Origin of the sequence: Polynucleobacter necessarius, assembly GCF_900095175.1 — a bacterium.
GTDB classification, from domain to species: Bacteria; Pseudomonadota; Gammaproteobacteria; order Burkholderiales; family Burkholderiaceae; genus Polynucleobacter; species Polynucleobacter necessarius_I.
Genome location: NZ_LT606946.1, coordinates 560,348 through 575,552, shown reverse-complemented (window position 1 = coordinate 575,552; position 15,205 = coordinate 560,348). Strand labels below are relative to the sequence as shown.

Genomic DNA, 15,205 nt, shown 5'->3' with positions numbered 1-15,205 from the left:
GAACCAGAGCCAATAGTCAATGAGCTAGCAATCGTCGTTGCTCTGCCAGAACCTAAATTGACATCACCAGTTGAGCTTTGCTACCGGTACCAGTAATCGTCAATGCGGCCAGCGGCACACCAGACTGTCCATCGGCAGTCACGCCAACGGCATTCAATGCAACAGTGCCGCTACCAGGGTTGAGTGTCAGACTGTAAGCACTATTCGTAGTTCCTAAGGTGATGTCGCCATTACCACTACCATTGGTTGTGGTGATTGTGCGGTTCGCTGCAAACGTAGTTTGACGTGAAGTTCCCTTTAGGTCCACCGCTCCAGTAGTATCGATGTCACCACTTAAAGTATTCAGGCCTGTGCCTTCCAGGGTCAAAGAAGTCAACGGTGTACTGCCACCTACTGTACCTAGGTTGATTGCCCCGCTGCCATTGCTAATAATTAAGCCATTTGCACCATTTACTGCAGGAAGTGAAATTGCGCCATCAGCACTAGAACTTAATGTCCGTGTCGCACCAGAGATAGTGACTGGCCCTGTGTAAGACTGCGCACCAGTAGTAGCGACGCTACCGCCAATCACATTTGTACCTGCTCCCGTTGAGCTATAACTGGCAACTGCCGTGCTTTGACCAATTGCAGCTGTAGTAGTGGATTCAGTGCCACTATTTGTCGTAAGAGCAAAAGTACCGTTAATTGCCCCCGCCAAACGAATGGAGCTAGCAGCTTTATTACCTGCAGCACTGTAAGTGATCGTGGCATATCCAGCACCTGCCTGATATCCAGCTGTATTAGTGATGCCCGATGCATAGGTACCATCAGCATAGGATGAGCCGCCACCACCGCCTACTCCAACAGTTCCACCCCAATTGGGTCCGTACAAGTTATTACTTGCACCGCCGCCGCCAAAATAACCCGCTCCGCCGCCGCCAGACTGACCCCATGTTTGGACATTTCCAACGCCGCCAACATAAATAGTCCAATTTAAGGAATCGCCACCAACCCCACCTAAACCGCTTGATCCAGATGAACCATTGTCACCATAAAGTGATGCAGTTCCACCATCGCCGCCGGCGACTTGCGAGCCTCCATCGCCACCAGTGCTCACACCGTGTCCACCCGAAGTTCCATTTGCGCCATTGGCAGAAATCAATAAGCCACCCGCTCCTCCGGCCGCAGGAGTACTGCTAAGACTTGAGTCATATCCACCCTGACCGCCACCACCACCGGCAACCAACATGCGATTACTTAATGATGTTCCACCTAGGCGAATATCAGTTGCACCCCCGCCTGAACCAGAGTTAAGGTTTGTGGCATTGCCTGGATTAGTAGTGGCACCGCCGCCATTTGCACCACCAGCTACAGACCCACCAACACCTGAAGAGCCGGCTCCGCCGATATAAATATTTAACGTGGATCCTGCTGTCACTGAAACACTAGATGCCTGTAAGCGTCCGCCCAAGCCACCACTAGTACCACCACCCTGAGCACCTGCCATGTCTACAGCAATCGTTGTCACTCCTGTTGGCACAACCCATGATGTGTCGGAGGTATAGGTAGTGGTTGTAGGAGTGCCGGCTGAAGCGACATTGGTAGTGTCTAAAGTAGTCGCAGCTAGTAAAGTAATTGCAACATTAGATGCACCAAGCTCAAGTTCATCACCACTAGAAATCGTTCCAGCCAAACTAATTCCGCCTACTTGCACATTTGCTGTCAATCCATTAACGACAATGAAACTATCACTAGACGAAGCTCCAAGCTGCAAGGATCCAGTATTTAAGAAAGTCAGTGCGCTAGTAATAGTGCTTGTACCACCAGCAATTTTGACGTTATATGGATTAGATGTAGTTGTTAAGGTCGGTGTTGTAAGCCCGGCATTGAAAGCAATCGTTTGAGCACTCGCCGTATTAGTCAAAATGACTTCCGTTCCAACGATCACTGCGTCGCTAAATGTCACACCACCTGAGTTAGTAATAGTTAAGTTCTGGAGACTTACTGTTGATCCTACCGAGCCATCAACGCTAATGAGACCTGTGCTGCCAGCATTTAAGGTTAATGATTCTGTATTCGCAGTGGTGCCATTAATAGTTGAGCCAAAAGTAATATTGCCGCTGCCGCTAACGAGCGTGGTATCTGCTGTTAAGGTCACTGCGCCAACATAGCTTTGGTTGCCAGAGGTAGTAATAGTGCCGGCAATGGAGCTAGTTCCATTTGCAGTCAAGGTAGACAAGCCTGATGGTGCTGAAATGACGCCACCGCTTGCCAAGCTCAGATCATTCACCACCAAGTCCGCATCTACCATGGCCAAGGTACCAGCGCTAGACAAAGTTAAGTTATTACCAGCGGCACCTGTGGTACCAGAGCCAGTCAATCTGAGAATGCCGCCAGAGACAGTCGTTGTTCCGGTGTAATCATTAGCCCCTGAGAAAATCTGAGTTCCTCCAGAGATGGTTAAGGTACCAGATGAACCAGTCATCACGCCAGAATACGTCGTGCTACCGTTAGTAATCGTTAAGGCTTTACCAGCAATATTGACCCCACCAGCACCAGACAAGGTAGTGATCGATGCACCGCTAGTTGCTGCACTAATATCAAATGTCCCTGTTACTGCTACTGAAGAGGAATCTTCAATAGCACCAGATCCTGACAGACTGAATGTACCGGCTGTAACGGTAGTCGCACCGGTATAGGTGTTGGAGTTCGATAAGGTTAAGGTGCCACTACCATCTTTAGTAAGACCGCCACTGCCACTTCCAATGATTCCGGAGAGGATGGTGTTACCTGCTCCACTAATAGTCAATAAATTAGAGCCATTAGTAAAGTTACCGCTGAATGTAGAAGCATTCGCAGTGTTGGTGTTATTGATAGTGGCTGCACCATTGAGGGTGACATCTTTTGCAGAGGTAAAGGTTCCTGTGCCAGCAATAATCAAGGTACCCGCATTGACTGCTATGCTACTTGCAGCCCCCAGGTTGACGTCATCTTCAACGCTGATCGCACCACTATTGATGCTGGTAACACCGGTATTCGTATTCGTGCCAGACAGAGTTAAGGTGCCGGTACCGACTTTAGTTAAGGCTACAGTTGATGCAGAACCATTCTGAATGACACCATCATAAGTGGTGCTAGTGTCATCACCACCAGCAGTCAATACTGGATTTCCGCTTGCAGTGCTGGTAACTAGACCAGCATTATCGCCCGCTAAGGAACCAACAGCAGTTGAGTAACCAGCTAAATCGAGGGTTCCATTAAGCACTAAAGCTGAGCTGCTAGATGTCGCATTGGCGACACCTAATGTGAGAGTGGCGCCCGCATCAACCGTAGTTGCACCGGTGAAGTTATTACTAGCAGTTAGGGTAAGTGCAGCAGAGCCTGCCATGGTAACAGTACCGCTACCGCTAATGGTCGCCGGCATGGTTACCGCACTAGTATTAGCAAAACTAATACCGCCATTATTCGTAATGCCAACTGCGCTGGTTGGAGCAAGGCCAGCCATGGCATCGCCATACGATACTAAATAGCCATCCGGAATCACTACAGTCGCGACGTTTGCCAGGGTTGGAGTTGCGCCCGTTGCTACCCCGCCTGTCACTGTCCAGTTAGCGCCATCAGACCATGCACCACCTGCAGCACTGCTATAAGTCACAGAAGACAACTGAGAAATCGATGCGCTAATTGTTCCACCCGTTAAGGTGTAGTTGCTATTGTTTAAAGCAAGGCTATTTGTCAAAAATGCAGTTGCTGCACTTGAAGTCACATTCGGACTAGAAAGTGTTGCGGCACCTGAGCTAATAGTAGGAGCACTCTCACTATTAGCCATACCAGTTAAGTCGTAGGTATTGTCTTTAGTAAACGATGTATTGCCATCATAGGTTTTGGAGATGGTGATATTGAGTGCTTTTGGATTAACTACGAAATTCTTGGCTGTTCCAGCAACAAAAGTGACGCTTGATCCAGACAATGTCAGTATTGGAGTAAGTGACAGGCTGTAAGTCCCCGCATTGGTGGTAGAGGTTAATGCAGTCAATGCATTTAATGAATTCGATGTAATCGTGATAGTACCACTAAGATCACCAGAGCTAATATTGATGGTGCTCTGCTCTGCGGTAAATATCTGAGCAGAATCAAATGCAGAGAGTGAAGATGGTAAGTAATCTGAACCGTACAAGGTTGGGCTGGTGGAGTACCAATAGCTGAGAGCAGAAGCTGTGCCATAGGTGCCAGTTTGATCATCCACAATCGTCAAATAGATATATGGTGGAGCACCACGATAAATGACGTTATAGCCAACTGCGGTTGGTTGATTATCGATATCCGCACTATATGTATAGGACTTTAGAGGCTTCGTACCAATATAGGTCGATAAGCCAGTGCTGCCATCGGTATCACCTGAATAGAAGTCAGCGATTCCACCGGAGCCGACGGTAAATGTTGGAGAGCCACTGAGTTTGATATTTTTAGTGGTCATTCCTGCAGCCTGATCGTAACCAGCAGCCAAGAGTAACGCTGGTGCAGAAGCTGTTGCTGAAGTGCTGACTGTTGCCACGTTCTGTGAAATCGTCAAATCACCCGTAGTCTTTACTGAAATTAGGCCTGTAGAGTCCAGTCCGGTATAAGTGCTACCCCCTGCCGTTACAGCTCCAATTTCTAGATCTCCAGCATTGACAATAGTCAGAGCACCCAATGAAGAACCAGAGGCAATGGTTCTTAAGGCATTGTCGGCATTGCTCATGGTGATTGTTTGATCACCCACTAGCGCTAAACCGTAATTATTCGCAGTAGCATCAATAGCGCCGGTAATAGAAATTTCGCCTGATGTGCTTCCGATAGAGGAATCGCTACCTAGGGTAATGGCACCTGCATAAGTTCCGCCAGTTCCGCCAGTATAGGTATTGGCACCAGATAGAGTTTGAATACCACTTCCAATTTTTTGCAATGAGAGCGTAGTTGGTCCGTTAGCGACCCAAGAGTTTGAAATGACGCCACTAAAAGTACCCGTTCCGTCATCATTTCCAACTGCTAATGTAAGTGCTTTTCCACCACCGCCATCTGAAAAATCGACCTTACCATTTCCAGTGAGCGTTCCCACTTTTATGACCGCATTTTCTAGACCATATAAACGTAGGTATGTATTAGAGCCATTGAGATTGATTGCCGAAGTTGAATTAACTGCTGTTGTGCTGTAACCAGGAACAAGCCATAAGTTTCCGTAGTTGTTAACAGTAATTTGTCCGTTCGTAGTGACATCCTTATAGAACACGAAACGGTTATTCCAAGTGCTTGGATTTTGCGCGCTGGTGATATTCCATAGGCCTGATCCAGATGCATTGCCAACATATAGGGCTGTACTACCGACTCCAGCATCTTCCCCATTTGATCCATCGAAATTAATTGTGCCATTGTTAACAAAGTTACCACTTAGAGTCGTATCAACAAGTGAAGATGGCGTTAAATTAAGAGTGCTGCCACTATTAACCGTAGTAGTTCCAGAGTAACTATTATTTCCAGTAAGAGTTAGCGCCCCAGTTCCAGAAACAGTGAGTGAACCAGTTCCGCTCAATATCCCGGATAAGGTTTGTGTTGCACTTGAAGCGTATTCAAAAGTACCGTTATTAGCATAGGCGATGGAAATATTGCCAGCATAATTTCCGGATCTTAATGAACCAGAGCCGTCAATTTTTAGAATACCGGCAGAAATAGTGGTATTTCCCGTGAAGGTATTTACGCCAGTCAAAGTCCAGGTACCTGCGTCTACTTTCGTTAAGGTGCCAGTACTAGTGCCAATAATTGAAGCGATAGATCCGCCCGCCGCACCACCTAAAGTTAAGCCGTAGGTGCCTGAAATGGTGCCGCTATGAGTTAAGGCAATTGATCCTGCACCACCAACGATAGAACTTGCGCTACCCAAAGTAACAAGGCCTGCATAAGAGGCTGCTGTAGAGCTACTATTGATCACGGCACCACCGCTACTGATACCAGTGCCATTAATTGTTAATGCCTCAGCATTAACAATTGTTTGACCATTGAGATCGAGTACAGCGCCAGATGTAATCGAGGTATTACCCGCTGTAGAGCCCAATGCATTTGCAGTAGCAAGCTTCAGGGTACCAGCGGCTACTACAGTATTTCCGACGTACGTATGGTAGCTACCCGTAGGATTGAGAACCATTGTTCCAGAGCCAGACTTCGTAAATCCATTGTCATTTCCGTAGCCAGCCTTATAGAAACTACCGGTCATGGTAAGCTCTTTTCCGGAGGCTACATTGAACGTATTGCCACCAGATCCGTTGAGAGTGATGCCTTGTGCGCTGATTGTAGAGTCTTGGGTAAGGGTCACTGTGGAATCAAGCATCCAAGTGCCATACTGTGCACACTCCCCGCTTGACATACAAGTTGGATTAGCCCAGGCTAATTCACCGCCAGCTAAGGTAATAGTTTTTAAGTGGAACGTAGCATTCGTTGAAGCAGTGCTGGTTAATTTACCACCTGTGTTGATAATGATATTAGTAGAAGATGAAACTCCAATAAATATATTGGAAGTCGTACCCGCAATAGAAATAGTTCCGCCATTCAATATTTCAATAGTAGTTGCGTAACCCAATCCAGAATATTGATCATTTGTTCCATTCTGTATCGTCACTTCTTGAGCAACATTCAAGGTTCCAGTAAAAGCATTATTGCCATTAATCGTTACCACTCCTGAGCCATTTAGCAACACTGTTCCAGCCCCTGAGCCAAGTATTCCGGTTGCACCAGATCCAAAGACCTGATCAGCAGAACTTGAATATTGGAAGGTGGCGCCAGAGCTAACAGCAAGCGTGCCTGTATATGCACCAGATGCTAAAGAACCAGAACCACCAATAGTCAAAGTACCTGCGCTAACAGTTGTATTACCAGTGTATGTATTGACACCAGATAGGGTCCAAGCTCCAGATTCTGATTTAGTAAGGCCACCGGAACCATTGCCAACGATGGAGGAAATAGAGCCACCAGCTGAACCGCCAAGTGTTAATAGATAATTCCCGCCGGCAATGGTTCCGATATTTGTTAAAGCAATCGTGCCACTACCGCCGACAATAGAGCTTGAACTGCCTAAGGTGACAAGGCCGGCATAAGAGGCTGCTGTAGAACTGCTATTAATCACAGCACCACCGCTACTAATACCAGTGCCGTTAATGGTTAAGGCTTCTTCACTTGAAATTGTCTGACCGTTTAGATCAAGTACTGCACCAGCAGTAACAGAAGTACCTGCTGCAGTAGCTCCCAAGGCGGCTGTATTACCAAGCAAGAGTTCCAGCAGAAATAGTGGTTAAGCCAGCATATGTATTGAGGCCAGAAAGCGTGAGAGTGTTCGTGGCATATTTGATTATGGATCCTGTGCCACTGATGGTACCGCTAAATGTTATATCTGCATTTTGATTAAAGCCCAGTTGTGAATCATTAACAATGTTGCCAGAGCTATACAGTCCTCCAGTTGTGTTTAGCTCTAAATAGCCGCCACTAATCGTTGTGCCTCCGGTGTAGGTGCTGACATCTGTTAAATAGAGTGAGCCGACGCCCTGCTTTGTAAAGGTTGAACTAGATCCAGAAATGATTCCGCCAAAAGTATCATTTCCTGAAAGATTAAAGGTCAGGTTTTTTCCAGGTGCAATTGAGATTGCTCCCGAGCCAGTTACCGTTGAACCAGCAATTGTGATATCCCCCGTAGCTGTATTGCTAGTTGTTAATCCATAGGTAAGAACCACTGGACCATTCAAAGTGATTGGGCCATTTACAGATATTGCTGCACCAACTGTAATTGTTTTAGAGTTTGTCTCACTACCGATAGTTAAGCCGGTCATCGTTTGACCGTTCTGGTTCCAGTCGAACCAGCTAGTATTCATAGCCCTTTTGAAGTCCGCCCCAACTGCTTTCCAAGCTACCTGTCCAGTAGTTGCAACTTTTGGCGTATAAAAATTAAATTCATACTCATCATAAGAAATTGTGATGTTGCTTGATGAAGTGGCCACACTAGATGATGCTTTCGATCCTAAATAGGAAGTGGCTCCTGTGTAAAGCAATCCATTTCTAGTTCCGCTGTTTTGACCACCAAGCAGCTGTATAGCACCACCATTAGCGAGAATTTCAAAACCACTACCTACATACACATCATAGTATGTGCCAGAGGAAAGATTTTGGGATGAATTCAGGGTAATGCCGCCGCCAGCACCTGTTGCATACAGCTTCAGACTTGAAACAAACCTCATACCCCATGCATCGCCCGACGTACCAGTTGCCCTACCGATTAATTTAATAGCGTCAGCGGTGGTATTGGCCGAGGTTATTGTTATTGCCTGATGAACATGAATACCAGAAGAGTAATAACTTCCAGTAGTTTAGCTGTAGCCATCAATAAGTACAGCGCCTGTTCCACTATTGATTACTACACCGGGCGAAACATTATAAAAACCCACTCCCCATGCGCCATTATCAATCCACTCTGCGACTGCGCCTGATTTACCGCGAAGAGAAATATTTCCATTGCCCGATGAAAGATTGACGATGCCATCAATGCGGAGCCCTTCAGATAAACCCGAGGTCCCTACACCTTGAGCATATCCAGAGCCAAGTGAATTACCACCACCGAGAGTAATATTTCCTCCATTGGTGGTCACAGTCAAACCATTCGAAAGATTGATGCGACCATCTACCCCACCATCGCTATTGGATGAAAATAAAACATCTCCACCAGCAGTTGTAATTGTTGTAGCGTTAGTTTGTTGTATGTGATTAGTTGCCAGGACGGTTATATCACCACCTGCAACAGTAGTGGTTAAATTGGCGCCAAATGTAACTGTAGCCCCTGACAAATAAATGGATCCCGTTATCTGCAGATCTGAGCCGATGGTGATATCGGCATTGTGACTGTATGTATAAGAACTCAAAGTGGTGCCAGTAGACGGCATTACCAGATAGCCACCGTAATTACTTCCTAAACGAGCTATTGCTGTTGACGATGTGCTTGGGTAATAAAAAGTCAGTGGACTTGATGAGTTATAGCTTGAAAAGTCGATCCCAAATGAACTACCTGAGCCACCGCCACAATTTGAATCACACAAACTTACAGCAACTGGACTTAGGCCGAGCACCACCTTGTCAGAAACCAACTTGAAATTGTTGGTGTAGATATTGGTAGTTTGCGAAGAACGTGTATACCAACCAAGACCAATTCCAGCACAGGCAATATTTTGCACACAAGATACATTGGTGTTTAGGCCTATGATTTGTATTGTTGGCGCTCTCAGCACAGAGCCGTTTGCAAAAACACCATATCCACCAGAACCAGTCGCACCACCATCAATAAAGCTGGAGGATCCAGCTATTAATAGGGTTCCTGTAGAGGATGTAGCCCGGAGATCAACAGCGACAGAGCTGCCCCATCCTAACTGCATACCGACACCAGCAGAACTAACCCCATAGAAAGAGAGATTACGGCCGTATACTTTCGACCCAGAGTAAAGCGTTATACCTGCGTAGCCATTGGATGAAGTGGCATTTTGCCCCGCCATCACCACATCTCCACCAACACGAATGTCCACTGCAGAGGTACCTGCATTCAGCGTTCCTAGATTAATCCCAGAATAATTTGAACCATTAGCGCCACCCTGCACTGCCGAAGCAAAACAACCGCTGCATGCAGAATTCTAATTCGAACTAGTGATACTTGAAATATTGGCACCGCCCATATAAAGCGAGCCTGTACCAGATGATGCTTGATAGGTTCCTGGATCAGAATCGTTGAAATGGTTGAGCCAGATCTTCACTCCACCATTCACAACAATTGCACCAGCGGCTTGTATATAGAGGCTGTTGTTTGTGTTCGTAGTAATGCTATTAGTTATGTAAATATTTCCGCTTGAGCCAGAGCCGCTTGGGCACGTTACTCCACTGCATTCGTTCGATGTTGTAGACACAACGACGTTACTACTACTCAACCCACTTACGATAGCAGCTGCAAAAGTTGCATCAATCGTGATATCCACCGGATCAATCAACCACATCCCGCCTCTACCAGCATTAATACTTGATAGTAGGTTGATGGTTTGTCCGGAGGTTTCAATAAAACCACCGCCGGTGGTCTTTAGCGCATTGGTTTGATTTGCGCTGATGATGCTGTTGGTATCTAAGTTCGTGAAGATCGAGAACGGGAGCGCGTGGTTTTGGGCATCATTACCAATGAGGATGTGCCCGCCTTGGTTATAACCCGTTGCTTCTACTGCTGTGTTTGTGAGGGTCGTGTTATTGAATGCTGAAATACCGATACTGCCACCGCGACCATTGCCGCCATTCGTCTGAATAATTGAGTTAAAGAGGCTCAAATTCCCCGCACGAGAGAGGATTCGGATGCTGCCGCCGTCCGTTGTGCCGTTTGCGTATAAACCACTATTGACAAAATCAATATCTTGTGAAACATAAATATCTATATGGCCTCCAGGGCCGTTCGAGCCATTGGTCTGAATAACTGCTTGAGCGTCAATTTGTGCGATTTGGGCAGAAAGCGCAAAAGAGCCACCATTTGCGCCATTGGCGCTGATCGCTCCCGAAAGGTGTACATCACTAGTTGTTAGGGTGATTACGCCACCGGGGCCATTGTTGCCGTTGGCTTGAATTAATGAACCACTTTGTGCATTGAAGGCCTGTGCAGTGATGTTGACATAGCCACCATTGGTGCCATTTGCCTTGATTTCTGCAGTGCTATAGAGGGTGATGTCATTTACTGCATTCGAATAGATGATATTTGTCTGTGTATTGGCGCGATCCGCCACTGCATCATTTGCTGCAGTACTTGAATACACTAAATCGAGTGCATTTGTTGTGTTGTTTGCGTTGTTACTTGAATTATTTTGCGCTGTTAAGAACGTTGGCAAGTCTTCTTAACGAATCACACTACCGTTATAGGTAATTGTGTTGCTGTTTGTGCTCGTGTTTGTGTTGTTGCTTGTATTTACATTTCTTACAACATTCAATCTTCCAGAAACATAGGGTGCTTGTGCAAGTAATTGAATCGCTGCACCTAATGGTGTTGATGCATTACTTGCACCGTACGCATTGATCGTGCCGTTCGCAAAAACCGTTTGCACTTGTACTGTTACTTGCGACGCGCTAATCGTTGTACCAACGTTCAAGAATGCAATGGAACTATTGATGATGACGTTAAGATTTTCACCAGAAATATTTGCATTGAGATTAAAGATTCCTGAAGAATTTAATTTCAATGTTGTCAGTGTATTGCCCTGCTTCAAGATGTCGGCGCCACTTGCAATTGTCAAGCTGCCACTGCCGTTCTGAGTACAGCCACCAAGGCTTGGGCAAGTATTGCCATTGACTTCAATCGTCACGTTATTGTTCGAGAGAGCGGCAGCAATGATGTTGGCCGCATCTGCATCAATGGTTAAATCAATTGGATCTAAGAACCACAAACCAGACTTGCCATTATTTTTATTTGTTGCACTGGTATCGACAGTAAATTGCTTACCAAGAGCAACAGTCCCTTTGGAACTAGTTTCAACAAAGCCGCCATTACCCGAGAGCAAACCGCCAACGGATTTTAAAATCCCATTAACAGCCGTTTTTACTTCTGACCAAATCACAATATTTCCAGCATCACCAGTTTGTGTTGCTGAAGTGTCTACTAATGCATTGCTCTCGACAGTTACTGTCTTTGCTAATTGTTTCTGCTGACTGGCCACGCTAGCAACTTGCTTTGCTACCGCTTGACGAGCATCCATGCTTGCTGTCGTTGTGAGTGCGCTAGCCACTTTTGCCACTTCCTGTACTGGCGCTTGATTTGTGTTGGTAGCCTGAGTTCTTCCTAGGCCCACCTGAACGCTACCACCACCCGCTTTACCCGTGGCCGCAGTTGTGGAATTGGCTGCCAAGGTGATGTTCTCACCCACGATATTGACCTGGCCACCCTTGGAATTGGCTCCATTGCCATTTGCAGCCACTGTGCCGGCCTGGGTCACTTAGCGGCGACCAATTCGATAACGCCGCCGTTGTTCACTATGGTGGAGGCTGAAATACGGCCTGTGTTCTTAATAACGGACCCCATGAGCTGGTTAGCGGATCCGGCAGCCACCACAATCAGACTCCCATTTACCTCTACTACCCGCTTATTTTCGATCAGGGCCCCGTTAGGTCGCCTTGTCCACATTGACCGAAATGAGCTGGTCACCCCGGAAATCGAGGGTAATCTACCCCCCTGCCGCCAAAGCCACCCCATTATTGGGTCCTTTTCTGGCCAAAAGGTAGCCTTCATTACGAATTTCTGGGGCCAAAGGGCAATGTATCCATTGGGGTCATTTACGCTGATTTTTCCCTCGTTTACAACTGCCCCTTTGCCATTGCCACGGTAGGTTGATTTACCTTCCATGAAATCTTTATTTGCAATGTTCATGGTGGTAGCAACTACAGCCGCTGCATTGATATCTGCACCCTTACCGAAGGTCACTCCATTCGGATTTACGAGTACGACTTGTCCATTTGCTCGCACTGCGCCATCGATCATCGATGCGCTAGCGCTAGTTACGCGATTGAGAGTTACCGCCTGTGCATTTGGTTGATTGAAATTGACTTGGGCATTTTTTCCGACGTTAAAACCATTCCAATTCACGACTGCACGTTGTGAAGTTTGGTTGATGTTCATCGTCGCAGAATTCGCTGTTTGAGTCTGCGAAATTGTCGCGCTTCCAGCGACAACATTTCCACCAGTTGGGGGTGCATTTGCTGCAGTCTGCGCGACTACAAAATTGCATTGGCTAAGAACCATAAATCCAGCAAAGATTTGCGATTTTTTGACGACAAAAATCCCCTTCGTTTTTGCAAACGAAAATGCAAACTGCTGAAGAATTTTTGCGGCTCTTTTTTCAAAAAAATTACGTTTTATTTTTTCGCACTGTTACTACGTTTACTGCGGCGAAATGATTACTAAAAATTGTCTCTCTTACTTTTATTTTTTTCCCTGAAACCCTTTGTTTATATGGCTTCGGGTCAGGTAGTATGCCCAACAATTAGCCCTAAAGCCAACCTTCTTTTATGTTCTTTTTTGGTGCAATTTGAGCCCTGTAAATTCAAGGGTTTAGAGAAACCCAATTCCATTTGAGTGAATTAATGGGGTTATTGACTTCTGTGATTTATCGTTTTTTGTGAAATTTTGACCACACCAGTAGGCACAAAACTAGGCCCAAAATTTGCTCAAATTGAGCGCTTTTTTACGCCTGATTTTTCATTTCTTAATGCTAAATTTTGACCAAAATCTGATCTTTTTTACGCATTTTGAAGGTCGCTTCATCGCTATTTCATTGACGGTATTTGATTGGCAAATGCGCTATTTTTTGACGTCATAATTTCAGCATTTTTTGGAGCTAATGTTGGTCCTTTTTGACCTCAAAATCTGAGTTCATTTTTATTGGAAATCGAGATTTTTTGATGTCTCAAACATGGCAATATTTTTCAATTTTTACCCCCTGAAAATACGCTCTTTTTTGGTGCAATTTTGCGATGCTTTTTTCTACGCCAGTAGCACTATTTTGAGCTTTACTCTTGCCGGCCTTGAGCGATCTTTTCTTTGTATTTTTCGATCGATTAAGAGTTAAAAATATTTGTGATTTAACTAATTTATATGTTCATGCATTACTTTAAGTGTGTGTAAATATCGCACTTTATATTTCATTTGTTACATGAACTATGCATTGCATCACGTTGCAATGTAGTTGATTGCATTAAAAAATTAAGAAATTGTTGCAGATGAAGGACAGATAATTTACCTCGTAAGAACTCGCTAGTAATGCAATTTGAATGTTTAAATTTGGATATCTTTTAGCTGTGTTTTTGGAGCACTTTCTGGTGCTCGTTTTTGCTCTCTAAATTTGCTTTTAGTGGCCTCCAAAAGCACCCTTTCGATAGCCGGTTTTGCCCCCACCAAACTGAAGCGATTGACGGCAAAAGCGCCTGACTGGAGGGCAACCGCAAAACCGATCATTTCCCCGGTTTGGGTAGCCCTTAAAACCGCCTCAAAGGGGTCCAAAATCTGGAATAAGTTACCCCCCCAATCTGGGTGCATTCCATGCTTAGAGCGGTAGAAACCGTCTGACTATTGACCAAAACTGAGTATTTGGTCCCTGGAGTGCAATTAAGGCCTTGATGCAAGTAAAAAGGCATTTTTCACCAGAGCAGAAGATCCCAAAAGAGGATTTAGAGTCATTAGCGGTATGAGCCTCATTTGTTTGACCATTCAGGTCGACAGCCCAATTTTGAGAGGTCAATCTTTCCGCATTAACCGTGATAGCTATACATAACAGACAGATTACTCCCAGCGCTTTAATGAGTCTCATTGCACAATCCTCGCATTAGCTCTTAGGGTTTTAACTGCCTCAGCTAAGTATTGCTGCACAATTGCCTGCCTAAGTTGCGGTTTGACTTCTTCAAAACCAGGAACCTTGAATGGACGTTTGTCATCTAACTTCAAGATTACCCAGCCGGATGAAGTCTGGATAGGCGCTACAGTAACAGAGCCCTTTGCCATACCTGGCAATACATTGGCGACAGCGGGTATCACCTGCCCCGGCATAACCCAGCCTAATGCACCACCCTGAGCCTTGAATCCTTGATCAATGGAGTACTCTTGTGCCAACTTACCAAATAACTCGCCTTTTTGTATTCTGCGGATCAAATCCAGCGCATCGGTTTCTGTGGAAACCACAATCTGACTGAGGCGATATTGATTGGTTGCTGCACCCTCACCCATGAGTTTGCGCTGACGGTCATACTCTTCACGTAACTTTGCGTCAGAGATGGGATTTTTCTTAAAGTGATCCTCTAAAAAAGCCTGCAGGAGTAAATTTTGCTTTAATTGTGTGATCTGATCTGGAAAATCAATTTCTTTCGCAAGGCTTTGCTTTGTGGCCTCTTGAGCGATAAGTTCCTTATTTATCAAATCTTCTTTGATTGCTTGGCGCAACTCTGGTGTATCACGCTGACCTTGCGCAACTAATGCGCGAATATTAAGATTGAGCAATCCTTGAGTGATTGCAGCCCCATTGACGGTTGCTACAAACTCATAATCAAGCTTAGCATCTTTGGCATCCAGCTTCGATTGGGCTAGAGCTGCATTGAAATGACCTAAGCCAACTAATGCAATAAATGTAGCGGGTAAAAAGCGTTTCATTTGCATCAGTAA

The 15,205-nt window shown here is 45.6% G+C and carries 7 protein-coding genes; all 7 read right to left on the bottom strand.

Going from position 1 to position 15,205, the window contains the following annotated elements; translation table 11 throughout:
- Nucleotides 1-52 precede the first annotated feature (52 nt).
- Entirely contained in the window at nt 53-7,276 is a 7,224-nt protein-coding gene (locus DXE44_RS03040) for an autotransporter-associated beta strand repeat-containing protein (RefSeq protein WP_114652541.1), read from the bottom strand.
- Nucleotides 7,266-8,234, bottom strand: coding sequence for an autotransporter-associated beta strand repeat-containing protein (locus tag DXE44_RS03035; RefSeq protein WP_114652539.1), 969 nt, complete (start codon nt 8,232-8,234; stop codon nt 7,266-7,268). Before DXE44_RS03035 ends, DXE44_RS03040 begins: the two co-directional genes overlap by 11 nt.
- 129 nt (nt 8,235-8,363) lie before the next feature.
- The gene (locus DXE44_RS03030; RefSeq protein ID WP_114652537.1) at nt 8,364-9,638 is read right to left on the bottom strand and encodes a hypothetical protein; all 1,275 of its coding nucleotides are present in this window, start codon (nt 9,636-9,638) and stop codon (nt 8,364-8,366) included.
- 33 nt (nt 9,639-9,671) lie between these two features.
- Complete coding sequence (locus DXE44_RS03025; RefSeq protein ID WP_114652535.1) at nt 9,672-10,895, bottom strand: hypothetical protein; 1,224 nt, start codon at nt 10,893-10,895, stop codon at nt 9,672-9,674.
- Nucleotides 10,896-10,901: 6 nt separating this feature from the next.
- Nucleotides 10,902-11,993 (bottom strand): hypothetical protein, encoded by a 1,092-nt coding sequence (locus DXE44_RS03020; protein WP_114652533.1) that lies wholly within the window; start codon nt 11,991-11,993, stop codon nt 10,902-10,904.
- Entirely contained in the window at nt 11,990-12,796 is an 807-nt protein-coding gene (locus tag DXE44_RS03015; RefSeq protein WP_114652531.1) for a two-partner secretion domain-containing protein, read from the bottom strand. The genes DXE44_RS03020 and DXE44_RS03015 overlap by 4 nt, the downstream gene beginning before the upstream one ends.
- 1,560 nt (nt 12,797-14,356) lie before the next feature.
- A complete protein-coding gene (locus DXE44_RS03005; RefSeq protein WP_162785865.1) occupies nt 14,357-15,193 on the bottom strand; it encodes a peptidylprolyl isomerase in 837 nt (278 codons plus the stop codon).
- Nucleotides 15,194-15,205 lie beyond the last annotated feature (12 nt).